18 protein-coding genes are annotated in these 23,753 nt (G+C 69.0%); 7 read left to right on the top strand and 11 right to left on the bottom strand.

The genetic code is table 11. The features are described 5' to 3' along the window. Positions 1-132: 132 nt before the first annotated feature. Together AC07EJ_RS35920 and AC07EJ_RS35915 are read left to right on the top strand one after the other, a co-directional pair. A complete protein-coding gene (locus AC07EJ_RS35920) occupies positions 133-1,539 on the top strand; it encodes an alpha-L-fucosidase (protein WP_389485455.1) in 1,407 nt (468 codons plus the stop codon). Positions 1,540-1,707: 168 nt separating this feature from the next. Then, on the top strand, positions 1,708-2,751 hold the full coding sequence (locus AC07EJ_RS35915) for a LacI family DNA-binding transcriptional regulator (RefSeq protein WP_389485453.1): 1,044 nt from the start codon (positions 1,708-1,710) through the stop codon (positions 2,749-2,751). A gap of 69 nt (positions 2,752-2,820) precedes the next feature. Here the strand turns inward: AC07EJ_RS35915 and AC07EJ_RS35910 are convergent, their stop codons facing one another. The 4 genes from AC07EJ_RS35910 to AC07EJ_RS35895 all read right to left on the bottom strand — a co-directional run bounded on the left by AC07EJ_RS35910 (position 2,821) and on the right by AC07EJ_RS35895 (position 9,228). Further along, positions 2,821-3,531 carry a TSUP family transporter gene (locus AC07EJ_RS35910; protein ID WP_478885848.1) on the bottom strand — a complete coding sequence of 237 codons (711 nt, stop codon included), beginning with the start codon at positions 3,529-3,531 and terminating at the stop codon, positions 2,821-2,823. Further along, entirely contained in the window at positions 3,528-4,964 is a 1,437-nt protein-coding gene (locus tag AC07EJ_RS35905; RefSeq protein WP_478885847.1) for an amidohydrolase family protein, read from the bottom strand. The genes AC07EJ_RS35910 and AC07EJ_RS35905 overlap by 4 nt, the downstream gene beginning before the upstream one ends. After that, positions 4,964-6,280: a uracil-xanthine permease family protein gene (locus AC07EJ_RS35900; protein ID WP_478885862.1), complete on the bottom strand. Its 1,317-nt coding sequence runs from the start codon at positions 6,278-6,280 to the stop codon at positions 4,964-4,966. Before AC07EJ_RS35900 ends, AC07EJ_RS35905 begins: the two co-directional genes overlap by 1 nt. A 278-nt stretch (positions 6,281-6,558) precedes the next feature. Then, the gene (locus AC07EJ_RS35895) at positions 6,559-9,228 is read right to left on the bottom strand and encodes a SpoIIE family protein phosphatase (RefSeq protein ID WP_389485444.1); all 2,670 of its coding nucleotides are present in this window, start codon (positions 9,226-9,228) and stop codon (positions 6,559-6,561) included. A gap of 861 nt (positions 9,229-10,089) precedes the next feature. Between AC07EJ_RS35895 and AC07EJ_RS35890 the strand changes: the two genes are divergently transcribed. Next, the gene (locus AC07EJ_RS35890; RefSeq protein WP_389485442.1) at positions 10,090-10,485 is read left to right on the top strand and encodes an LppU/SCO3897 family protein; all 396 of its coding nucleotides are present in this window, start codon (positions 10,090-10,092) and stop codon (positions 10,483-10,485) included. 165 nt (positions 10,486-10,650) lie between these two features. Here AC07EJ_RS35890 and AC07EJ_RS35885 read toward each other — a convergent pair whose 3' ends face one another. From AC07EJ_RS35885 to AC07EJ_RS35875, 3 genes are read right to left on the bottom strand one after another with little or no spacing between them, the layout of a single operon-like run. Then, positions 10,651-11,439, bottom strand: a complete 789-nt coding sequence (locus tag AC07EJ_RS35885) for an FAD:protein FMN transferase (RefSeq protein WP_389485440.1) — start codon at positions 11,437-11,439, stop codon at positions 10,651-10,653. Further along, a complete protein-coding gene (locus AC07EJ_RS35880; RefSeq protein ID WP_478885846.1) occupies positions 11,432-11,863 on the bottom strand; it encodes an FMN-binding protein in 432 nt (143 codons plus the stop codon). Before AC07EJ_RS35880 ends, AC07EJ_RS35885 begins: the two co-directional genes overlap by 8 nt. 9 nt (positions 11,864-11,872) lie before the next feature. Next, positions 11,873-13,237, bottom strand: coding sequence for a ferredoxin reductase family protein (locus AC07EJ_RS35875; RefSeq protein WP_478885845.1), 1,365 nt, complete (start codon positions 13,235-13,237; stop codon positions 11,873-11,875). 171 nt (positions 13,238-13,408) lie between these two features. Between AC07EJ_RS35875 and AC07EJ_RS35870 the strand changes: the two genes are divergently transcribed. Both AC07EJ_RS35870 and AC07EJ_RS35865 read left to right on the top strand, forming a co-directional pair. Then, positions 13,409-14,140, top strand: coding sequence for a response regulator transcription factor (locus AC07EJ_RS35870; RefSeq protein WP_389485432.1), 732 nt, complete (start codon positions 13,409-13,411; stop codon positions 14,138-14,140). Further along, positions 14,137-15,561 carry a sensor histidine kinase gene (locus tag AC07EJ_RS35865; protein WP_389485430.1) on the top strand — a complete coding sequence of 475 codons (1,425 nt, stop codon included), beginning with the start codon at positions 14,137-14,139 and terminating at the stop codon, positions 15,559-15,561. The genes AC07EJ_RS35870 and AC07EJ_RS35865 overlap by 4 nt, the downstream gene beginning before the upstream one ends. Before the next feature lie 207 nt (positions 15,562-15,768). Here AC07EJ_RS35865 and AC07EJ_RS35860 read toward each other — a convergent pair whose 3' ends face one another. The 3 genes from AC07EJ_RS35860 to AC07EJ_RS35850 form a co-directional block, all read right to left on the bottom strand. Continuing rightward, entirely contained in the window at positions 15,769-16,764 is a 996-nt protein-coding gene (locus AC07EJ_RS35860; RefSeq protein WP_389485427.1) for a DUF1259 domain-containing protein, read from the bottom strand. A gap of 318 nt (positions 16,765-17,082) precedes the next feature. After that, positions 17,083-17,694: a class I SAM-dependent methyltransferase gene (locus tag AC07EJ_RS35855; protein ID WP_478885844.1), complete on the bottom strand. Its 612-nt coding sequence runs from the start codon at positions 17,692-17,694 to the stop codon at positions 17,083-17,085. A gap of 250 nt (positions 17,695-17,944) precedes the next feature. Next, positions 17,945-19,108 (bottom strand): acyl-CoA dehydrogenase family protein, encoded by a 1,164-nt coding sequence (locus AC07EJ_RS35850; protein ID WP_389485422.1) that lies wholly within the window; start codon positions 19,106-19,108, stop codon positions 17,945-17,947. 349 nt (positions 19,109-19,457) lie between these two features. Between AC07EJ_RS35850 and AC07EJ_RS35845 the strand changes: the two genes are divergently transcribed. Beyond that, the gene (locus AC07EJ_RS35845) at positions 19,458-20,666 is read left to right on the top strand and encodes an oxygenase MpaB family protein (RefSeq protein ID WP_478885843.1); all 1,209 of its coding nucleotides are present in this window, start codon (positions 19,458-19,460) and stop codon (positions 20,664-20,666) included. Between the two features lie 59 nt (positions 20,667-20,725). Here AC07EJ_RS35845 and AC07EJ_RS35840 read toward each other — a convergent pair whose 3' ends face one another. Next, complete coding sequence (locus tag AC07EJ_RS35840; protein WP_389485417.1) at positions 20,726-21,889, bottom strand: TetR/AcrR family transcriptional regulator; 1,164 nt, start codon at positions 21,887-21,889, stop codon at positions 20,726-20,728. Positions 21,890-22,129: 240 nt separating this feature from the next. Here AC07EJ_RS35840 and AC07EJ_RS35835 point away from each other — a divergent pair, with 240 nt between their 5' ends. Beyond that, positions 22,130-23,725: a long-chain-fatty-acid--CoA ligase gene (locus AC07EJ_RS35835; protein WP_393587369.1), complete on the top strand. Its 1,596-nt coding sequence runs from the start codon at positions 22,130-22,132 to the stop codon at positions 23,723-23,725. The last annotated feature ends 28 nt before the right edge of the window (positions 23,726-23,753 follow it).

Raw genomic sequence — 23,753 nt, 5'->3', positions numbered from 1 at the left:
ACTGCCCAAACATGGGCCCAATAGCGGCAATTGACACGAAGCACGCAGGCGCCCGCCCAGACTGCCACACCTCTTGACATCCCCCTTACGCGCCGAAATCGTATAGGAAAATTCTCAGACGAGGAGGTAGGCGTGAGACGCTCCGCAAGGACGTATCTCATCGGCGTACTGGCCGTACTGACCCTGCTGACAACGGGAGTTCAGAGCGGTTCCGCCGCGACATCGAACGCGACGCCGCCGACCGGCAGCGAGCTGCGGGACCTGGCCATCGGCACCAGGGCGACACAGAGCAGCACCGCCTACGACGGCGCGGCAGCCCGCGCCGTCGACGGTGAGCACAACGGCAACTACTCCGCCGACTCGGTCTCGCACACGGCGCTGGAGGCACAGCCGTGGTGGCAGACGGACCTCGGCAGCAGCCGGGACGTCACCAAGGTCGTCGTGTGGAACCGCACCGACTGCTGCACCGACCGGCTGTCGAACTTCTGGGTCCTGACTTCCGACAAGCCCTTCGGCTCGGCGAGCCTGGAAGAGGCGAAGGCGCAGAGCGGCGTGAGCGCCACCCGGTTCGGGACCCTCGACGGCGCTTCGGCCGAGGTCGCCCTGAAGCGCTCGGCCCGTTACGTACGGGTACAGCTCGAAGGGAGCGACTACCTGGCCCTCGCGGAGGTCCAGGTCTTCGGAACGTCCGTCCTCAAGCCCAGCAGGGCCGCTCAGAAGTGGGTGGACAACAACCCGTTCGGCATGTTCATGCACTTCAACATGTCGACGTACCAGGACGAGCAGTGGGCCGACCCCAACGGCGACCCCGCGGACTTCAACCCGACGAACCTCGACGCCGACCAGTGGGCGAAGTCCATGAAGGCGGCCGGTATGCAGTTCGGCGTGCTCACCGCCAAGCACCACGACGGCTTCGCCCTGTGGCCGACGAAGTATTCCGACTACTCCGTCGCCGCCAGCCCGTACAAGAACGGCAAGGGCGACATCGTCCGCGAGTACGTCGACGCCATGCACGCCAACGGCCTCAAGGTCGGCCTCTACTTCTCCATCTGGGACCGGCACAACGGCGACAGCACCGAGCTCATCGAGAACCAGTTGCGTGAACTGCTCACCCAGTACGGGCAGATCGACTACCTCTGGTTCGACGGCTGGGGCTGGAACATCCCGTACTCCAAGATCCCCTACCAGCCGGTCCGCGACATGATCCGCAAGACCTCGCCGCACACGGTCGTCGCGAACAACGACCACGAGGGCTCGCTCCGAACCACCGACGTCATAGTGTACGAGGTACCGGTCCAGGGCATGCCGCCGGCCTCCAACCCCCGCCCCACCGACGCCAGCGACACACTCGACACCAACCGCACGTGGTTCCACACCACCGGGACGGGCGCACCACGGCCGGCCGACGAGATCGTCACCAACCTCAAGAAGGCCAACGAGGGCAACGCCCTGTTCCTGCTGAACGTCGCACCTGACCTCAGCGGGCGCATCCCCGACGTGTACGTCGACCGCCTGAAGGAGATCGGCCAACTGCACTGACCCGCGGACGCAGTACCGCCGTCGCCGCGCTGGAGTCGGGCCGGACCTCGTGGCGCACGGAACTGCGTAACGTGGTCATGGCCAGAACTGAGCCAGCGCGCACATCGTTCAGTCGGCGAAGATAGTGGGGTTCCCACCCGTCCTCGCACGTGAGGAGCGTCCGCACGGATGCCCATGTCCGGTTCCAGCTCAAGGCCACCGACGATCGCAGATGTCGCACGTGCCGCGGGGGTGTCGCGCACAACGGTCTCGCACGCTCTCAACGGGATCGGCAAGGTTGATCCTCGGACGCGCGAGCGCATCAAACGGATTGCCCTTGAGCTGGGTTACCGCCCCAATTTGCGGGCTCAACGGCTGAGACGCGGGCAGGCCCGAGCCATTGCGCTGGCCTCTTCCATGCCGTTCGCAGTGGCTGGAGGCCCGTCGAGGCTCGGTTTCTACATGGAAGTGGCCGCTGCTGCCGCCGAAAGTGCCCTTCTTCACGAGTACGCCCTCGTACTCGTTCCGCCCGTGCAGTCCGGTTCGGCGCTCTACTCCGTCGACATCGACGGGGCGATCGTCGTCGAGCCGGATGTGGACGACGCGGCGGTGGCTCAGCTGAGGGAACGCGGGTTGCCGTATGTGGCGCTCGGTCGCCCGATGCCGCCCGACGACAACGCGCCGTACGTGGATCTGCACGGCGGGCTCGTCGCCGACCTGCTGCTGGATCATCTTCACGAGCAGGGAGCCGAGCACCCGGCGTTGATCGTCGGCTCGGGCTCCCGTCACTCGTCGGTGGACGCGCTGTCGACGTACGCGCGCGTCGCCGAGTCGCGCGGCTGGACCCCCGTCGTGGCGACCGCATCAGAGGCAGGGGGCGAACAAGCCGGCTACGAGTGCTGCGCCGCCCTGCTCGCCCAGCACCCTGAGATCGACGCCGTGTGCGCATTGGTGGACGCGTTCGCGGTCGGCGCCGTCAAGGCGGTCGTCGACAGCGGACGCACCGTACCGGGCGACATCATGGTCGTCACCCGCTACGACGGGCTGCGCGCCCGCACGTGTGAACCACCACTGACAGCCGTCGACCTGCACCTGGACCGTGCCGCATCCGACGCGGTGGAGCTGCTGTTGGCCCGGCTGCGCGGCGACGAGGCCGCCCCGGCGACGGCTTCGGCACCCGAGCCCGTCGTCATCGCGCGTGCCTCGTCACAGCGGCGCCCAGCAGAAGCCTGAGCCCTACCCCACCCTGCGATCGGCCAAGGCTTGGCGGACAGGGGGGGTAAGGCCGGGGCCGCCTGAGGGTCAGAGCCCGAGCATGAGAACCAGCCCGGAGACCAGTGCGAAGACGAGCACGAACAGACGCATCCTGCGCGCGTCCAACCGGTGATGCACCAACCGGCTCAGCCACGCTCCGGCCGCGATCGCCGGCAGCAGCGCGGCCGCCCACTTGAGATCCGACGGGTTCCCCGCGCCCGTCGCGAACAGCAGGCCCAGCGAAGCCACCTCGCCGATGAGGAAACAGGCGGCGACAGTGGAGCGCAACTCGGCCGGCGGCCGGTGCTGGTAGACCAACGCGAGAGGCGGACCGCCGACACCGGTGGCGGTCTCGGTCAGCCCTGTCACAGCCCCCGCGCCGACATACGCGGCACGGCCGGGCGTGAAGGCGGGCGCGGCAAGACTCACGACCGCCGCCAGGACGGTGGCGGCGCCGACGAACAGACCGAGACTGCGGTCCGGAATCAGCCAGAGCAACGCCAGCCCGCCGGGCGTGGCGGCGAGCCGGGCGCCGGCGATCCAGCCCGCGCCGCGCAGATCGAGCGAGGCCCGTTCGCGCCAGGCCACATACAGATTGAGTGGAATCATGGACGCGAGAACGAACACCGGGAGCAGGCGGGGATCCAGGATCCCGACCACTGGTGCGACGATCAGCGCGAAGCCCAGTCCGCTACTGCCTTGGATGAACGCGGCGACCGTCACCGCCACGGCGAGAAGCGCCAATGTCTCGGTATTCACTGTCCGATACTCCGTTTCCGTGCCGCGACAGAGGTGGAGTGCACGCGGGTGATCGGAGCCGCGTCCACAGCCGCGCGGGCCAAGTGCACTGCCTGTTGTACGAGCGCGGGACCGTCCCAGTCCGTGGGCCAGCCACGCCACATGCGCATGCGGCCTGCGACGAATACGGCGGTGATCTGATCGCGGTTGCCACGCCGTACCAGCTCCCAGGGCAGGTCCCAGGAGAGCGCGAGTTCGGGGTTGGTGACGTCGACGAGCAGGAAATCGGCCGCCTTGCCCTCGGCCACGGTGCCGGTGCGGCCGGCGAGTCCGACGGCGTCGGCACCGCCGGCCGCGGCGTGCTCCAGCCATGTCCAGCCGGCGCCGCAGGACGAGTCGCCGGTGGCCAGCCCGTACACGAGCCGCTGCGCGAATTCGGCCGCGTCCGCGAGCCGGAACCCGTCCCCGCGGGTGCCGTCGGTGCCGAGGCCGAAGCGTATGCCTCGCTCGGCCATGGCGGTGGCCGGGGCGACGGCGTTGCCTTTCCAGGCGCTGGCGACGGGGTTGTAACTGACGGCGGTTCCGGTGTCGGCGAGCAGGGTCAGTTCGTGGGGTGTGAGCAACGTGGCGTGTGCGGCGAGCAGTTGAGGGCCGAGTGCTCCGATGCTGTTCAGGTACTCGAGTGGGCGCAGGCCGTGCCGGACCAGGGAGCGTTCGACGCCTGCCAGATGCTCGTTGAGATGAATCTGCACGACGGCCCCGGCCTCGGCTGCGAGCCGGGCGGTGCGTTCCAGGGTCGCGGCGGTAGCGGCCTCCGGAATGGAGATGGCGAGAGACGGATGGACAAGGTGGTCGCCTTCGTACCGGGCGAGGTGCTTCTCCGCGGCGTCGAGGACGGAAGCGTTCTTGTTGTCGGCATTGTTGTTGTCGGCGTTGTAGGTGTCGGCGTCGTTGTAGGTGTCGGCGTCGTTGCAGACCAGCCCGAGCACACAGCGGATCCCGGCGTCACGGGCGGCACAGGCGACAACATCGACGTCCAGGTGGGCACGGGTACCGGCGTCGGTGACCGTCGTGAAGCCGCCCCGCAAGGCTTCGAGTGCCGCCAACTTGGCTGCCACGTAGGCCGATTCCTCGTCGAGCGCCCCCTCCAACGGCACCCACACGCGTCGGAAGATCTCCGACGGCTCGCCGAATGCGAGCGCGGAGCCGAAGCTCTGCGTGAGGTGGTGATGAGCGTCGACGAAGCCCGGCATCAGCAGACATCCGGCCAGCGGTACGGCGTCGAGGTGCGGGTGCGTGCGCTTGAGCTCCTCCGCCTGCCCCACGGCGCGAAAGCAGCCGTCGGCCACGACGACCGCGAAGCCGTGCGCGGGCCCTTCGGGCAGCAGTACGACGTCCGGAACGAGCAGGAGCGGGCCCTGGCCGTCGAGGAGTTCGGGGGTGAGCTGATTCATCAGTCGCTCTCCGTGCGGGTGGCGGTCAGACGTGTGGCAACGGCGGGCCTCACGTGGTGGAAGAGGATGTTCAGAACTGCCGCGACGACGGCACCGACGGCAACGCCGCTTTCGAGCAGGATGCGTATGTTCGGCGGGAAGCCCGCGTACACACCGGGTATCAGGATGGGCAGCAACCCGAGGGCGAGGGCCACCGCGCAAATGAACGTGCTGGTGTGCTTGTCGAGATCCGAGCGGCCGAGCATCTGCACCCCGAGCACAGTGATCACCGCGAAGACGACCATGGCAGTGCCTCCGACGACCGCCGACGGGACGACCGAGATGGCGCGAGTCACTGGTGCCAGGAACCCGATGACGATGAGGACGACTCCGGCCGCCGCGGTGACGAAGCGGCTGCGGACGCCGGTGACGCGGACGATCCCGATGTTCTCGCCGCTCGTCACCATCAGCGGCAGGCCGAAGAACCCTCCGAAGAGGGAGGTGAGCGCGTCGCCGCGAATGGTCTTGGGGACAGCGGTGCGCGCGTCGATCTCCTTGCCGACCGCCTCGGCATTGATGACGGTCTGGCCGGTGGCCTCGGCCATGGAAGCGACGCTGTACAACATCAAGGGCAGCGCGGCGAGGAGATTGAACTCGGGGGAGCCGAACGGCATCAGCTGCGGCACGTTGACCAAGCTGTTTCCGGCGACGTGACCGAGGTCCATCGCGCCGACAGCCGCCGCGAGGACAGTACCTGCGAGCAGTCCGAGCATGACCGCGAGCTGCCTCAGGATGCCGCTGAAGAACAGGTAGAAGACAACGGTGAACCCGATGGTCGCCATACCGAGTCCGAGATTCGTGGTGTCGGCGAACCCCTGTTCGCCAGGCCGGCCGGTCACGAGTACGGCCCCGACCTTCACGAGATTGACGCCCACGATAACGATCATGGTGCCGATGACCAGGGGCGGGAAGAATCCGAGGAGCCTCGAGAAGGCCGGCAGGACGACGAAGGTGAAGACCGCCGTCAGGATGACCGCCCCGCTGGCCGTCCGCAGGCCATGCTGCTCGGCGATCGCGAGGAAGAGTACGAGCGGTGCGCCGCCCGGCAGCATCATGAACGGCAGCCGGGGACCGAACCTCCACGGTCCGAGCGACTGGATCAGGGACCCGACCCCGGAGAGTACGAAGGCCGCGGAAAGCAGGTCGACGGTCAGACGGTGTTCGAGGCGAAGAGTGGCGCTCATCAGGAAGATCGCCGAGATCGGCGTGGCAGCCATGACGAGGACGTGCTGGATTCCGAAGAGGAATATGCGGCTCAGCGGCCGGCACTCGTCCACGGGGTGGGGGGCGGCTGGGCGCGTGGACTCGCGCCCGGGGCGCTCCGCATCGGGAAGGGTACGACGGGGACTGGACACGTTCGAGCTCCGTTCGACGTTCGGCATGCTCGGGTTTCAGCCGTGATCGGGCCCTGGACGGAGGGCCAAATCGATTTGGCCAAATCGATTTGGCCGCAAGTATGTGGGGGCGTGAGACACGCGTCAAGACCCACAGCGGCAGGCGGGAAAGGGGCGGACGCCCCGGGGCAGGGGGGTGGCGGGCCGGACTCCTCGGAGACCTAGGGAAGAGCCTGCTCGGCCCAGATCACCTTGCCCTGGGGGGTGTACCGGGTGCCCCAGCGCTCGGCGATCTGCGACACCAGGAACAGGCCGCGGCCGCCCTCGTCCATCGTCGCGGCATACCGCAGGTGCGGGGAGGTGCTGCTGCCGTCGGCGACCTCGCAGATCAGCGTACGGTCGCGGATCAGCCGTACATGGATCGGCTCGGAGCCGTAACGGATGGCGTTGGTGATCAGCTCGCTCAGGATCAGCTCCACGCTGAAGGCCAGCTCGGACAAGCCCCACTCGTCGAGCTTGAGAGCCACCGCGTCGCGCATCCCCGCGACGGCGGCCGGGTCGAGCGGCACGTCCCAGTCGGCGATCCGGTCGCGCGGCAGCCCCCGCGTGCGGGCGATCAGCAGCGCGACGTCGTCCTTGGGACGTCCGGGCAGCAGCTCGTCGAGCACGGCCTGGCAGCTCTCCTCGGGCGACCTGCCGGGGTGGCCCGACAGCGCTTGGCGCAGCAGCTCCATGCCCACGTCCAGATCGCGCCTGCGGTCCTCGATGAGGCCATCGGTGTACAGGACGAGCTGGGCGCCGTCCGGAAGGTCCACCTCGGCGGTCTGGAACGGCAGCCCGCCCAGACCGAGGGGCGGCCCGGTCGGCAGATCCAGGAAGGTGACGGTGCCGTCGGGGAGAACCAGCGCCGGCGCCAGGTGCCCGGCACGCGCCATGACACAGCGGCGCGTCACCGGATCGTAGATCGCGTACAGACAGGTGGCCCCCACGATGTCCGTGGCGCTCACCGTGTCCGCCTCATCCTGGTCTATGCGGCCGACGAGGTCGTCCACGTGGCTCAGCAATTCGTCGGGCGGCAGATCGAGCGAGGAGAAGTTGTGCACCGCGGTCCGCAGCCGGCCCATGGTGGCGGCGGCGTGCAGGCCGTGGCCGACCACGTCACCGACGGTCAGCGCGACCCGGCTGCCCGACAGCGGAATCACGTCGAACCAGTCGCCGCTCACGCCCGACTGGGCGGGGAGGTAGCGGAAGCCGACTTCGAGGGCGCTCTGCTCGGGCAGGGCTCGCGGCAGCAGGCTGCGCTGGAGGGTCACCGCGAGGGCGTGCTCGCGGGTGTAGCGGCGAGCGTTGTCGATGCTGACCGCCGCTCGGGCCACCAGCTCCTCGGCGAGCGACAGATCCTCCTCGTCGAAGGGGCCGTGCTGCTGGGAGCGCCAGAAGTTGGCCATGCCCAGCACGACGCCGCGGGCCTTGATCGGGGCGGCGATGAGGGTGTGAATTCCGTAGTCCATGATCCACTTGGTGCGCTCCGGGTCCTGCGCGTGCCAGCCCGTGGCGGTCGACAGGTCGGCCACCAGCTCGGCGTGACCGCTCCCGTAGCCGCGTGCCTGGGGGGTGGACGGCAGGAAGTCGATCAGCCTTCCCGCCTCGTAGAGCGGGTGGTCGTCCCGGATGCCGTAAACGGCTGTACGCCGCATGTCCGTCGCGGTGAGGGCCGGTTCCTCACCGTGCAGTACGGCGTCGGCCAGGTCCACGGTGACGAAGTCGGCGAAACGGGGGACGGCGACCTGTGCCAGCTCGTCGGCGGTGCTCAGGACGTCCAGGGTGGTGCCGATGCCCAGACCGGCGTCGTACAGCAGCTTGAGCCGCTCCCGCGCGATCTCCGCCCTGCCGGTCACCGCCCGCAACTCGGTGGAGTCGCGCAGCGTCACCACCGTCCCCATGGAGCCGCCGCCGCTGTCCGTGTGCCGCTGGTTGACCGCCAGCAGCCGGTCTCCGGAGTAGTGCACCTCGTCGGTGACCTCGCGCCCGGAGACGAGCAGCTCCGCCGTCTCGGGGTCGAGGCTCGACAGCTCCGACACGAGCTGCCCCTCGACATCAGGGGGCAGCTCCAGCAGCCGTTTGGCCTCGTCGTTCGCCAGCAGCAGCTCCCCGCCGGCGCCGACTATCAGCACCCCTTCGCGCACGGAGTGCAGCACCGTGTCGTGGTGGTCGTACATGCGGGTCATCTCGTCCGGGGCAAGGCTGTGGGTCTGCCGGCGCAGCCGCCGGCCCACCAGTGCCGTGCCCGCGGTGGCCACCACGAGTGCCCCGGCACCGGCGCCCAGGATGATCGGCAGTTGCCGGGCCACCTGACTGGCCACGTTCTTGACCCTCAGCCCCGCGGAGACGAGCCCCACGACCTTGCCGTCGGCGTTGTCGATGGGGACGGTGGCCTGGACCTCGCGGCCGAGTGGGCCCTTCACACTCTCCGTGTACACCTTCCCCTCGAGCGAGGGCCCGATGGTGCCCACGAACTGCTTTCCGATGAGGTTCGGCAGGGGGTGGGTGTAGCGGATGCCCTTGGTATCCAGGACCACGATGAAGTCGACGCCCGCAGCCTTGCGCGCCGCCTCCGTGAGCGGCTGGAGGATCTTGCTCGGGTCGGGGCTCTCCAATGCGGCCACGACGCCGGGAGAGTGCGCGAACGTCTCCGCCACGGCGACGGATCGGCGCTTGGCCTCGGCATTGGTGTCCCGGTCCGACTGGAGGACCAGGGCGAAGACGCCAGCGACCACGAGCAGCACGACCAGCGCCACCTGGAGTACGAACACCTGCCCGGCTACGCTTCGCGGGCTTCTGCTGACCAGGGACCTGAACAGGCTTCTCAAGTCGGCGAAACGATTCGCCATGTGACCTTTCTAGCACTGACGATCCTGACCGGCCACAGGCCACACCCCGCACCCCGTGTGGCTCGAAAACACGATTCGGTGCTGTGAGCTGTGGCGATGCCGTTCGGTCAGGCGGCGCGGTGAACTCATTGAACAATCATGATCAGTCCTCCGATGGCGGGCGATCGGGCACTGTCCGGTGGCGATTGGGCACTGTCCGGGAGCGATGGCTGCCAGGATCGGTGGGAACGGTGCCCGTAGCAGTGGCGGAGGTACCTGGAGGTACCCGGTCAGAGCAGGATCCGGCCGAGGAGCTCGCGGCGCAGGGTGCCCACGGCTCTCTCGCAGATCGCGTTCGCCTTGGGTCCCCTGGGTGGGCGTACAGGCGCTGGAGCAGCACGGTGCCGAGATGCAGGAAGTCGGCGGCAATGATGCAGTGGACTTGGGCGGTCAGGAGATGACGCCAGGTAGGGCCGGAGTATGGCGGGACGGGGTCGGACGGGAACCCCGCCGGCGCCCAGGCGCCCAGGCGCCCGGCGCGCAGCCGCTGGCCGGCGAGCTCGGCGAGCTCGGCGAGCGAAAGTCTCAATGACTCTCAAGCTGAAATGCCTGGCCAACAGCCCGGACACCACGGCACGGTCGGTTCCACCATCTCCTCAACCCTGGCGAGCGGACCGCCGGTTGGGCGGCATTCGACGTGCCTGAGGAAGCGAAGGTCACGGCCGTGACTCTCCAGATGGACTCGACCGGCGTCGACGACGAGCGCACGGGCAAGTGGAATCCCTCCTGACAGACGCGGCGAACGACGAGTACAGGCGGTGGGCTAGATTCATGGTCGCCATCGCGCGTCCCCCCACTGCTCAACTGCCTGAGGAATAACCCGTGTCCAACCTTCCGCCCCTGGGCGACCCGACCGCCTCGTACACCGCAGCGCAGATACGTCGCAACCGGCTGGTCCTCCTCGGCCTGGTCCTCGTCCTCGCGGGCCTGGTAGCGCTCTGGGCCTTCGGCCCGTCCGACACGAAGGACGAGTCAACGTCGCTCACGGCCGGCGACTGCTTCCAGAACATCGGGACGGACAAGCAAGCGAAGACCAAGAAGCTCGACTGCACCGACCCGCACGCCGACTACAAGGTCCTCAAGATGGACAAGGACGGCGTCGTCGACACCTTCTCGTGCTCCGACGTCCCCGGCACGACCGGCTCCCTCACCCAGTCAGGCGCGGGAGACTCGTTCGTCGTCTGCTTCAAGGAAAACGACGAGAAGGCCAAGAAGTAGCCGAGGACAACACTGCGGATGCTGTCCGCCGCGCACGTTGAACCCGGTGAGCGGACCGGACGGCCATGGACATCGGGTGCTCCCGGGCGAGTAGAGGGAGCTGTCGGCGAGCCTGGTGCGGGCGATGACCGTGATTAGTGCATCGGACGACGAGAAGTTCGGCTTCTAGGTCCCTGCCGGGATCCGCTCGTAACGGGTGAATCCCGGTGTTTGCCATGTCTGGCCGTCGGGCCGGACCGCGAGTGCCTCGTACCCGTCGAGGGAGGTGAGCCAGCCCCGTGCGCCCTCGCCTCGGGCGAAAGCGGCGGTGGCGTAGGCGTCGGTCATGGTCAGGCGGGGGCCGACGACGGTGAGGGAGGCGAACGTGGTGGCCGGTGCGCCGTGGTGCGGGTCGTAGATGTGGGCGCCGCGTTCGGCGACGCCTGACGTGGCGATCGCGAGGTCGGTGTCGGTGTCGGCGGTGATGACAGTGAGCAGTTCCTTCGGGCGGAGGGGATGGGCGATGCCGATCCGCCAGGGACTGTCCGGGGTGGACCGGCCGCGGAGTCGGAGGTCACCGCCACCGTTGACGCACGTCTGGTGCGCGCCGGCGTCGTAGAGGAGTTGGGATGCTGTTTCGGTGGCCCAGCCCTTGACGAGCCCCGAGGGGTCGAGGGTTCCGGCCGGGGTGATGCTGAACCATCCGTCGCTGTGGTGGGCGGCTCGCGCGCACAGGGACAGGGCCTCGTGCACCTCGGGCGGGCAGTCTGCAAGGCGGATGTCGTCGCGGTCGAGGCGGCTGATGTGGCTGTCGGACCGGTAGGTGGAGAAGATGGCGTCCATCCGGTGGAGGTGGCGCACGGCCTCGGCGAGCGCGCGGTGGATGGCGGGGGTGGGCGTGTCCCGGATGTCGAACGAGAAGACGGTGCCCATGACGTGCTCGACGTGGTGGAGCCTGGTGGCGGTCTCAGGCATGGGCTTGGTCCAGGGCGCTCTGCAGGGACTGGATGTATCCCTGGCTGGTGTAACTGGCGCCGGAGACGGCGTCGATGTGCGCGCTCTGCGCGCCGAGCGCTTCCTGAGTCAGTCGGGGAAGTGCGTAGGAGGCGATCTGCTGGTCCCGGCCGTTCTGGTCCGGGGCCCGTAGCACCTTGACCGCGGTGATCTTTCCCTTGGCGAGGGTGGCTGCCACCTGCACGGTTCCGTACTGGGTGTCGATGGGGTCCCCGGTGAAGGTGCCCGTTCGGGTGGCACTGCCTGCCGGGGTGGACGGGGATGCAGCGTCTGAGGGTGTGTGCGCTGCGCCGCTGGCGACGGTGGGGAGCTGGTGGGGTTTGAGGGCGAGCAGCGTGACGGTCAGGGCGCTGATCCCTGTGGTGGCGAGGACGGCACGGCGCATGTCTTCTCCTCAGAACTCGAACGACTCGTGGTGGATGCGGCGGGCCGGCACTCCGGCCTGGCGCAGGGCCGGGACAGCGGCGCGGGTCATGCCGGGTGGTCCGCACAGGTAGACGTCGTGTGCCGCCAGATCGGGCACCAGCGCGACCAGGCCGCGGGCCGTGAGGGGCGAGGAGAATCCTGCGGGTTCGTCGACGACGTAGCGCACGGTGGCCCGGCGTTGGGCGGCTATCGCGTCGAGTTCCGCGCGCAGGGCGAGGTCGTCGGAGCGACGGGCCCGGTAGACGAGGGTCACCTCGCCCGGGAGCGTTTCGAAGAGCGCGCGCAGGGGTGTGATGCCGACGCCGCCCGCCAGGAGCAGGACCTTCGGAGCGGTGCGGCGCCGCGCCGTGAATGCGCCGTACGGGCCCTCGGCCCAGACGCGGGTTCCGGGTGTCAGGCGGGCCAGTGCGGAGCTGTGGCCGCCGGCGTTCTTCACCGTGATGCGCAGATGTCGCGGGTGCGGCGGGGCGGAGAGGGAGTAGGGGTTGGCGGTCCACCACAGGCGGCGGGCCAGGAAGCGCCAGCGCAGGAACTGTCCCGGCTCGGCTCCCAGTTCGTCGAGGTGTTCTCCGGTGAGGTGGACGGAGACCACGCCCGGCGCCTCCTGGTGGACCGCGGCGACCCGCAGGCGGTGGCGCAGCCCGCGCCGGACGGGGACGGCGAACCGGTACCAGCCGACGAGCGCGGCCACGCTGAGGAAGAGCGTGTACCAGGCGGCCTGGGCGGTGCGGTTCCCGACGAAGTCCGCGCCGTTGGAGAGCTGGTGGCCGAACGTGAGGAAGACCGCCAGGTACGTGGCGAAGTGCAGGTAGTGCCAGGTCTCGTAGCTCATCCTCCGGCGGGCCGCGCGGGCCGAGAGGATCCCGGTGGCCACGAACAGCAGGAAGCCGACTGTGCCCTTGAGGAGGTCGGGGTAGTTCAGGACGAGCGTGGAGGTCTGGCTGACCACGTTCGTGTGGGAGGTCAGGGAGTAGCCCCAGATGATCAGCAGGGTGTGGGCGAGTGCCAGGGAGATCGTGCAGCGGCCGCCCAGTGCGTGCCAGCGCGCGAGGCGGTCCGTGCCGATCGCGTGGTCCAGGAGCGGGACGCGGGCCATCAGTGCGAGCAGCACCGCGCAGGCGTATCCGGCCAGTAGACCGGTGATGCGTCCCGCGCCCGTCAGCCAGCCGGCCGGGCCCACCACCGACGTCGTGTCGCTCCACCACAGGGCGAGCACCCCGGCGGCACCGGCCCAGATCACCAGCGGCGCCAGGGTGGGCACGACGCTGCGACGCGGGCGCCGGTGGCGCATCCCGCCGCTCGTCTGCGTCGTCGTGGCGAATGTGGTGGTCATGGCACTCCTCCGGATGGGTCCCGTTCCGGCGATGGGCGGCCCAGCCTCACAGCCCAAGTTCTGTGAACCCTCTGAAACGACGCGGGCAGCCGCCCTCAGAGCCGATTCAGAGGAAACTCACAGACCCCGGCCGCCCGTGCCGGGTCTTCGTCGGGGGATGCTGAAGGAACCATGAACGAGCTGCCCACGACATCCCTGCACCGCGCCGACGGAGGACCCGTGCGGGTCCTGGTCGTCGACGACGAACCCGACGTCACCGATGTGCTGTCCGGGGTCATGACCGCGGAGGGCTGGCAGGTGCGCACCGCGGCCGACGGGGCGAGTGCGCTCGAGGCCGCCCGCGACTTCAGGCCCGATGCGGTGGTCCTGGACTGGATGCTGCCCGACCTCGACGGTCTGCAGGTGCTGCGAGGGCTCAGACGCGACGAGCCCAGGGTGTGTGTGCTCTTCCTGACGGCCCGGGACGCGGTCGAGGACCGTATCGCGGGCATCACCGCGGGCGGCGACGACTACGTCACCAAGCCCTACAGCCTGGAGGAGGTCCTGGCCCGGCTGCGAGGGCTCCTGCGGCGGGCCGGGCTGACCGCTGAACCGGGCGCGGACCTGCTGACCGTGGGGGACCTGACCATGGACGAGGACGCCAGGGAGGTCCGGCGCGGTGGGGCCACGATCGAGCTGTCCCGCACCGAGTTCGAGCTCCTGCGCTTCCTCATGCGCAACCCGCGCCGGGTCCTGTCCAAGGACCAGATCCTCGACCGGGTGTGGGCTTACGACTTCGGCGGGCGCGCCCACATCGTCGAGCTGTACATCAGCTACCTGCGGAAGAAGATCGACGCCGGGCGCGCCCCGATGATCCACACGGTGCGCGGCGTCGGCTACGTACTCAAGCCGGACTGCGCATGAGGCGCCTGCCGCCGCGCACGCTGCGCGGCCAGCTCACCGTCGGCCTCGTCGCCCTGCTCGCGGTCGCCTGCCTCGCCGTCGGGATCACCACCGCCCTCGCCCTGCGGGGGTTCCTGATAGGACGTCTCGACGAGCAGCTCACCGCGTCCGGCGGCCGGTTCGCCGCGAGCCTGGAACATGAGGCCGAGCCTGACTCCGACAACCGCCCCGACACCCGGGGCCAGGCCGACGACACCTTCGGTGCCCGCCTCCTGGCCGGCACCGTCACCCAGGCCGCCGTCGTCGACGACGCCACCGACCGCCCCGTCGACCTCACCTCCGAGGACCGTCGCACCCTGGCGGCGGTCCCCACCGACGGGCGGGGGCACAGCATCCGTCTCTCCACCCTGCGCAGCTACCGCGTCATGGCGTTCCAGGGCGACGACCAGGACACGCTGATCACCGGCCTGTCCCTGCATCCCGTGGAGGAGACCGTTCACCGCCTCGAAGCGGTCGAGACGGTGCTGTTCGGCGCCGCCCTCGTGATCACCGGCATCGCCGGTGCGGTATGGGTACGGATCTCCCTGCGGCCCCTGCAACGGGTCACAGCCCGGTCGGCGGAGGTGGCCGGACTACCGCTCGCCAGTGGAGAGATCGACATGCCGGGGCCGTTGCCCGACACCGATCCCCGTACCGAGGTCGGTCAGGTCGGCAGCGCCCTCAACCACATGCTCGGTCACATCGAGAACGCCCTCACCAGCCGCCAGGCCAGCGAGGAACGCCTACGGCACTTCGCCGCCGACGCCAGCCACGAACTCCGCACTCCCGTCGCCAACATCCGCGGCCACGCCGAACTAGCCCTGCGCCACTCCGGCCCCGTCCCCCAAGAGGTCCGGCACTCCCTGGAACGCATCGGCAGCGAATCGCAGCGCATGACACGCCTCGTCGACGACCTGCTCCTGCTCGCGCGCCTGGACGCCGGACGTCCCCTCGAACACGAGCCGGTCGACCTGACCCTGCTGATCCTCAACGCGACCGACGACGCGCGCGCCGCGGGCCCGGACCACCGCTGGCTGCTCGATCTGCCCGAGGAACCGGTCACCGTCACCGGCGATGCCCACCGCCTTCAGCAGGCCATCGGCAACGTCCTCGCCAACGCCCGCACCCATACCCCGCCCGGCACCGAAGTCGCCATCGCCCTCGCCAAGGGGCCGGCAGATGTCTGCCTGAGCGTGAGCGACAACGGGCCGGGTATCCCCGAAGAACTCCAGCCCGAAGTCTTCGGTCGCTTTGTCCGCGCCGATCACGCCCGCTCCCGCAGCACGGGGAGCACCGGTCTCGGCCTCGCCATCGTCCAGGCCGTCATCACCGCCCACGGCGGGACCACCGTCCTCAGGAGCCGCCCCGGACGCACCACCATCCGTCTCACGCTCCCCATCTGACACCGTCCGGCCTGCCGGCGCACCGATGGATCAGGCCCGCGAGCGGCCCGGCATCATGGATCGACCGATTTGGGTCCTGAGGGTGATACGGGCCGCGGCCCGCCCCTGGTGACGGCCTGTGGGGCCGATGGGGCGGGGCAGCCGGCAACGAGGAACCGTCACCAACAGCGCGGGGATGCTGTGGGGCAGCAATCCACCGTCCGCTCGTCAATTGCCGGTGGTCTCCACCACGTTGGTGGCGTCCACTACAGGGCGTAGCGCTCTCGCGAGATCGACGGCGTCGCCCACGGCCCAGAAGTGGGTGAAGAACAGGCGGGGGCTCTCCGTCAAGTGGTGGTTGTGCAGCTCGACGAGCTGGATCCCACCGCGCCGCAAGGCTCCCAGCACGTTCTGGACCTCCTCGGCGATCATGACGCAGTCGCCGCTGAGCGCTGCCCTGCCGTTTCCCAGCGGCTGGAAAATGAACGCGCTGGTCGCACCCAGACCGGAGGGCAGCAACAGGTGACCGTCGCAGATCGTCTCGCGTCGGGCGAAGACGGCCTTGTAGACCACACCGTCGCTGGAACCCTTGGCGCCCAGCGCAGCCTCGATTCCGGCGACGTCCAGATCGATGGGGCTCGGCGGGCCGGACGGTGTCTCCGGCGGGATGCCGGTGCGGTCGAATCCCGCGCGCACGCCGCGCGCCAGGGCCAGTTCGTCATGACCGTGTCCGTGGACGTGGACCCACCAGATGTCCGGGCTGTGGGCGGGCAGGTGCTTGTGGAGCGCGGTCACCATGATCCCGTTCGCCTGCCAGGCGTCGATCACCCCTTGCAGTTCCGTCTCGGTGACCGCCACATCGCCCATGCACATCGTGCTGCCGTCGGCGTAGCGGACGAAGGCCACGTGCGCACCCAGTGCGAGCTCCGGCGTGATGACGATGTCGCCCTCGACGACGACACGAAGATCGTCGCGGGGGAAGGGGGTGTGGTACGTCGTCTCTCGCAGCAGGTTGCCCTTGCGGCCCAGCACTTTCTCTACGGCCGCCCAGTCCGACATGGTGGTGGCCAGCGGTTCGATCCGGCGGTGAGGCCTGGCCCCGGTCGCCCGGTCGGGCATCGCGTGAGCGGCGGCCGCCCCTGCCCCGACCAGCACCGGCGCCAGTGCGGCAGCGGTCAGCAGGCGTCGCCGGGAAGTGGCCGCCTGTTCGTCTCCAGTCATCATCTGATCTCCTCCATGGCGAGATGAAACCATGAGAAATGTGTGTCATTGAGGCTGACTTGGCCTACTTGGGGCAAATACATCTATTCGATCCGCGGTCGGATCACTGACCGGGGTCGGACGGCTCACCACTCGGGTGAATCCTGCTGGAGGTGAGGCGGGCGTGAGGGCCCGGGAATTCAGGGCAGCGGTAACCGTCCTCGTCGACGATGGCGAGGTCTCCGCTCGCAGCCAACCGCCCGGGACGGATTCCGCGGTGAACCCGTCCCCGAATACGCGCAACTCACGTATGGGTGACGAGAGTTGTCGGCACGCGCAGGGTCAGGTGCCGGCGCGGTGGACGCTGACGGCGTAGCCGCCGCCGTCGTAGGGGGCGGCATCCCAGGTGGCGAAGCGGTCGACCAGGGCGAGGCCGGCCGCAGCGCAGTACGCGTCGTACTGCGGCAGCGTGATGCCGGGCGGCACGGGCAGATGGGCATCGTCCAGGCCGAAGCCCGCGACCAGCAGGCCGCCCGGCCGCAGGGCCGCGGCCAGGCGCTCGACCACCGTCGCCTCGGTCCCGGCGGCGAGCAGCGGGAAGACGTTGCCGGCGGCGACCAAGAGGTCGAAGTCCACGGCGATTCCGAGCAGGGCCGGATCGAACTCGGCGAGATCGGTCCGCACCCACGACAGCTCCGGTGCGTGCGCCCGCGCCACATCCAGCATCGAGGCGTCGAGATCGATCCCGACGCAGTCGCGCCCAAGCTCCGCCAGCCGGATCGCGACCCGTCCGGTGCCGCATCCGGCGTCCAGCACGCGCGCCCCGTCGGGCACCAGGGCCGCGCAGAACCGAGCCTCGCCGTGCACATCCGTCCCGCTGCGGGCCAACGCCTCGAAGCGCGCGGCGTACTCGCCTCCGGATGTGCCACCGGTCAGTTCCTGCCAACGACTCATGAGATCGACTATAGGCCGCCCGGTGACCGCCCCTCCTTCGCACGGGAAGGAGCGTGAGCCGACCACGCCCTGGTCGCGTGTGACGACCGGGACGTCCCCCTGTTCCGTTCGGTGACGGGACCGTCTGGCCTGCGGAGACGACCGGATTACGCGAGGGCCCCACCCCACACCCCCGGTCCCTGCGCGCGGGCCGGGGAGGCGGGATGTGAAGAACGACGGCTCGGGGAGTGGGCCGGGTGGTGGCCGGGTCCTACAGACCCAGGTCGCGAGCGACGATCTCCTTCATGATCTCCGTGGTGCCGCCGTAGATCGTGGTGATACGGGAGTCCAGGTAGTCGTGTGCGATGCGGTATTCGAGCATGTAGCCGTAAGCGCCGTGCAGTTGCAGGCAGCGCCCGACGATGTCGACGTAGTGCTCCGTGGCCCAGAACTTCGCCGCCGCGGCGTCCACGGCGCTCAGTTCGCCGCGGGAGTGCCTGGCGAGCAGTTCGTCGATATAGGTGCGGCCCACTCGGGCGGTGGTGACCATGTCGGCCAGCTGGAAACGGGTGTTCTGGAAGGAGCCGACGGTCCGGCCGAACGCCTTGCGCTCCCTGACGTACTCCACGGTCCGCTCCAGCACTCCCCCGATGGAAGCCACGGCGTTGGCGGCGATCGAGATCCGCTCCTGGGGAAGGTTGCGCATCAGGGCCTTGAAGCCGGAACCCTCCTCGCCCAGCAGGTTGGCGGCCGGCACCCGGACGTCCTGGAAGAACAACTCGCTGGTGTCCTGCGCGTGCAGGCCGATCTTCTCCAGGTTGCGGCCACGCGAAAAGCCGGGCCGATCGGCCTCGACGACCAGCAGGCTGATTCCGCTGTGGCGGTCCGGGCCGGTCCGTACGGCGGTGACGACCAGGTCGGCGTTCTGGCCGTTGGAGATGAAGACCTTGCTGCCGTTGACCAGGTAGTCGTCGCCGTCCCGGACCGCGGAGGTGGCGATGCCGGCCAGGTCGCTCCCGGTTCCGGGCTCGGTCATCGCGACAGCGACGACGAGCGTCCCGGCTGCGATGCCCGGCAGCCAGCGGGCTTTCTGCTCGTCATCGGTCAGGTCGGTGAAGTAGGGCACGACGATGTCGTTGGACAGCCCTATCCCGGCGAGGCCGTCCGATGCGGGATGGCGAGAGAACTCCTCACCGATCAGCGCGTTGAAACGGAAGTCGGTGACCCCACCGCCGCCGTACTCCTCCGGGATGTTGAAGCCGAGGATCCCGGCCCGCGCGGCCTCCTGGAAGAGCTCGCGGTCGACCTTGCCCTCGGCCCGCCACCGCTCGGCGTGCGGCGTGGCGTGCTTGCCGACGAACGCATGCACCGTGTCTCGAAGGAGTTCGTGGTCATCCTCGTAGAGCGACCGTTCAGCGAAGATCGCACTCGTCATCAGGACTCCGATCCGGACTGATCTCGTACATGCGACAAAGAGAGATGAGCAAGATGGATAAAGGGGGAGCGAAGAGGGGCGCGAAGGGGCGTGGCCAGGCCCACCGAGGCGCGGGACTGTCGGGTGCGGGGCTGTCAGGCGCAGAACGGTCGGGCGCGGGGGTCTGTTCCTGCTCCGTGGTCATGCGGGCTCCTCGGTCACGTCGATGCCCTTGTCGGCGGCAGCGCGCCTCGCTATGTTAATCAGAAATCACATCCTGGAACAAGCAACAGACCGCGCCGGCAACGCCAACTCCGCACTGAACAAGGCGAGATGAGCCGCACGCCCTACCAGGAAAGCGAGCAAGTCAATGCACAATCTCAGCCGCAGAAGAGTTCTGTCCCTCGGCGCAGCGCTGGGCCTAGTGGGCGCGACGAGCACCACTGACGCGTGGGCGTGGTCGCCGACAGGCTCGGTCGCCGGAACCGGCACGGGCACCGACCCGGAATACGTGTGGGACGACGAGGTGGACCAGTTGGTGGCCGCACTCCTCGACAACGGCCAGGTTCCGGCGGTCAACACCGCGATGGCGTCCTGGGTGAACAACAACGACCCGCTGCCCAGCGGCCTGCCGGCCGACCTCACCACATACCTGCGGAGGGTCAACAAGCTTCCCTCCTGGGCGGATTCCGGCAAGCTGGCTCGCGCCGCCGACTTCAACCGGCGCAAGGACACCTACCTCTTCATGCTCTACGGGCTCGGCAGCGGGATCATGAGCACGGTGATCCCGCGGGAGGCCAGGAGCGTCTACTGGTCCGCAGGCGGCGCGAACATGAAGGACCGCGCGGCCAAGACGTTCACGTTCGGCTACGACCTGGCCCAGCTGAAGGGCTTCGAACCGACGGGCCAGTTCGTGGTCACCGCCAACAAGACACGTGTGGTGCACGCCGCGGTGCGCCACCTGCTGCCGCAGTCGCCCCATTGGACGGCGGTCACGGACGAGCGCATCCCGATCAGCAACGCCGACATCCTGGTCACCTTCCACAGCCTGGGCACCTTCGTGCGCAGGAAGCTGCTCGACTGGAAGGTCCCGTTCCCGGCCGAGGACCAGGACGCCTTCCTGCACAGCTGGCAGGTGGCCCTGCACCTGCTCGGCGTGCGGGACGAGTACATCCCCAAGTCGTGGGCCGACGCGGAAGCACAGTCGGGGCAGGTGCTCACACCGATCCTCGCCCCGACGACCGAGGGCATCGAACTGGCGGAGGATTTGCTCGGGTTGACCGCGCAGGTCGACCTGGGCGTCACGCGCGGATTCCTCAACGAGTTCGTGCGCTACGTCCTCAGCAACGAGATCGGCGACTGGCTGGGGCTGAAGCGCGACTACGCCTCGGCGGCACTGATCCGCACCGCATGGCCGGCCTTCATCCTGTTCCGCGAGGGGTTGTCGCCCGTCATGCCCGGCGCCTTCTATGTATTCGACCAGTTCGTGCGCGCCTTGGCCATGGCGTTCCTGAACAACGGCTCCTCGGGGACGACCACCCCCATCGTGATCCCGACAGGGAACAGGCCGACCTCCTGAGTCCCCCGGCCGATCTCCCAGGCACCCGGGCTCCGCCCGTCAACCGACCCAGGCTCCGCTCAGAGACCGAGGGCGCCCACGACCAGGCTGGTCACGGCGGCCCGGTGGTCAGGGGTGTCCTGCCATCGCAGTCTGCGCCCGGCCTCGACCACCACGCCGAATCCGGCGTGCACCAGTACCCGGGCCTGACGCGGGTCCAGATCCGGACGGGCAAGCCGCAACTGCTGCTCCCAGACAGCGATGTGCTCACGCTGCGCATGGACCAAGGGGCGCTGCAGATCGGCCGGCAGGCCGCCGAACTCGGCCTCGGCAACGCTCGTGAGCGCGGTGTGCTCGAAGCTGTAGGCCACGTACGTCGCCGCCAGCGCCACGACGGCGTCATGCGGATCGGCAACGTTGTGCAGACTCCGGTCCACCGCCTGAGCCAGCAGCCCCGCCGCCTGAAGGCAGGCCGCCGCCAGGATGTCGACCTTGCCCGGGTAGTGACGGTAGAGCGCGGACGGGGCCAGCCCCACCGCCTGTGCGATCTGTCCGTTCGTGACGTTGGCGAACCCGTCCCGGGCGAACAGCGGGACGGCGGCAGCGAGGATCTCCGCGCGCCGTGAGCGCGGCACCGGCAGGGCCGGCAGCTCGACGGGGTGCCTGCTCCCCGTGGCCGGTACGGGGTCGGTCGCGATCACGCGCAGGGCGCACACCAACAGCAGTTCCTCGACCCGGCGTTGAGCGATGGAGGTGCGATGCATCGTGATGGATCCGATCACACCGAGCGCCGCCGCGACCCGCAGCTGCTCGTCAGGCAGCGGTTCCTCGCGCCGCACCGCCTCGGTGACCCGCTCGACGACGTACCCGAACTTGGCCCTGAGGAGCCGGCGATCCTCGCGGTCGAGGTACCTGGCCTCCCATCGGTACACACCGCCCGACGCGCGATGCGCGAGGGTGACCCGGATGAGGGCGGTGAGCACGTCCGCCGGAGGCGCCTCGGGCGCCATCTCGTCGAGCGCGCCGACGAGTCGGTCCACCATGGCATGCGCGCACTCGGCGAACAGTGCGTACTTGTTCGGGAAGTGCCGGTACAGGGCCGTGGCGGTGATGCCCACACCGGCGGCGATCTCCTCCATGGACGCCGCGTGGTAGCCGCGCTCGCCGAAGAGCCGGCCGGCCGCCTCGACGATGAGCTGCCTGCGGTTGCGGGGGCGAGTGGCCGCGCTCGGTTCGGCGGTCATGAACGCACACACGAATGTGGAGACGGGGCCATGCGGCCCAGTCAATCACACGGTGAGCAGGCCCCGGGGCCCCCGCGTGACGGCCGCGCGACAGGCGGTCCCGAGACGCCACCCATGTGATTCTCCATTAACAAAAAGCGTCAAGACGCTTCTCGAACCACGGCATGGGACGGCACAATGCCGCAGCGGCCACCGATCGAGCAGCGACCACCGATGGATACGACACCCGAGGAGTCGCCCATGCCGACAGACACGGCTCCCGCCTGGTCCTTCCGGCACCACTGGATGTCACAGGCGGCCACCCACGCGATGATGCGTCCCGACAAGCCAGCGCTGCGGTACCTCGGGGAGACCACGACCTGGGCACAGTTGTCGCGGCGATCGCTGCAAGTGGCTGCCGCGCTCGCCGACCGCGGCGTCTCCGCGGGTGACCGCGTCGCCCTGCTCACCCTGAACCATCCGTGGTTCGTGGAGAGCGTGTTCGCGGCGAACAGCCTGGGGGCCATGGCTGTGCCACTCAGCTTCCGGCTCGCGCCGCTGGAACTCGACCACATCCTCACCGACTGCACTCCCTCGGCGATCGTCGTCGACGCCCAACTCCTGCCGCTGCTCCGGGCCGTACCGAACGCCGCGTCGATCGGAACGGTCGTCGTCATCGGCGAATCGAGCGAGGCCGGGGCCGAAGGCGCCGACGGCCGCACCGCGTACGAGGAGTTCCTGTCGGCGTACGAGCCGATGGAACTGCCCGATGTCAGCGAGGAGTCGACCGCGCTGATCATGTACACCTCGGGTACCACCGGCCTGCCGAAGGGGGTGATGCTGTCCCACCGCAACATGCAGGTACAGGCGGTCACGTGCATCCGCGCGATGGAGATGTTCGACGACTCCGATGTGGGCTTCCTGACGGCGCCCTTCTTCCACATCGCGGGTCTGGGTTCGATCGCGGCGAACTTCGTGGTCGGCAGCACGGTCGTGATCCATCCACTGGGGGCCTTCGACCCGCAGGCGGTGCTCGACGCCTATGAACGCGAAGGCGCCACCGTGGTGTTCAACGTTCCGCAGCAGTGGGACCTGATCTGCGCCCAGCCCGACATCGACAAGCGTGACCTGAAGCTGCGGATCATCAGCTGGGGGGCCGCCCCCGCGAGCGACGCGACCCTGCGCGCCATGGGTGAGAAGTTCCCCGACGCACTCAACGTGGCCGTATTCGGCCAGACCGAGACCTCACCGGTCACCTGCGTGCTCCGCGGGGAGGATTCACTGCGCAAGCTCGGCTCGGTCGGCCGGCCGATCCCGAGCATCCAGTACCGCATCGTCGACGCGGACATGAACGATGTCGCCGTGGGCGAGATCGGTGAGATCGTCTACCGCGGGCCCACGCTGATGCAGGGGTACTGGAAGAAGCCGCAGGAGACCGCAGAGGCCTTCGACGGAGGATGGTTCCACTCCGGTGACCTGGTCAAGCGGGACGACGAGGGCTTCGTCTGGGTGGTCGACCGCAAGAAGGACATGATCATCAGCGGTGGCGAGAACATCTACTGCGCCGAACTGGAGAACGCCGTCGCCGCGCACCCTTCCGTACGGGAGGTCGCAGTGATCGGCAGGTCCGACGAGCGCTGGGGCCAGGTGCCGGTCGCCTACGTCGCCGTCATCCCGGGAACCGACCTGTCGCTGCGTGAGCTGACGGGGTTCCTCGAGGGAAGGCTCGCCTCTTTCAAGAGGCCGAAGGACCTCGTGCTCGTCGCCGAGCTCCCCCGTAACGCGGGCGGAAAGGTGGTCAAGCCCGCGCTCCGTACCCAGGACGCAGCACGCATGCAAGGACCGGACGAGGGCTGACTCCGGCGATGCTGTACAGGTCGTCGAT

The organism is Streptomyces sp. NPDC045026, from assembly GCF_056432625.1.
Note: the sequence above shows the minus strand (reverse complement) of the source record. Positions and strands in the feature narration are given on the sequence as shown.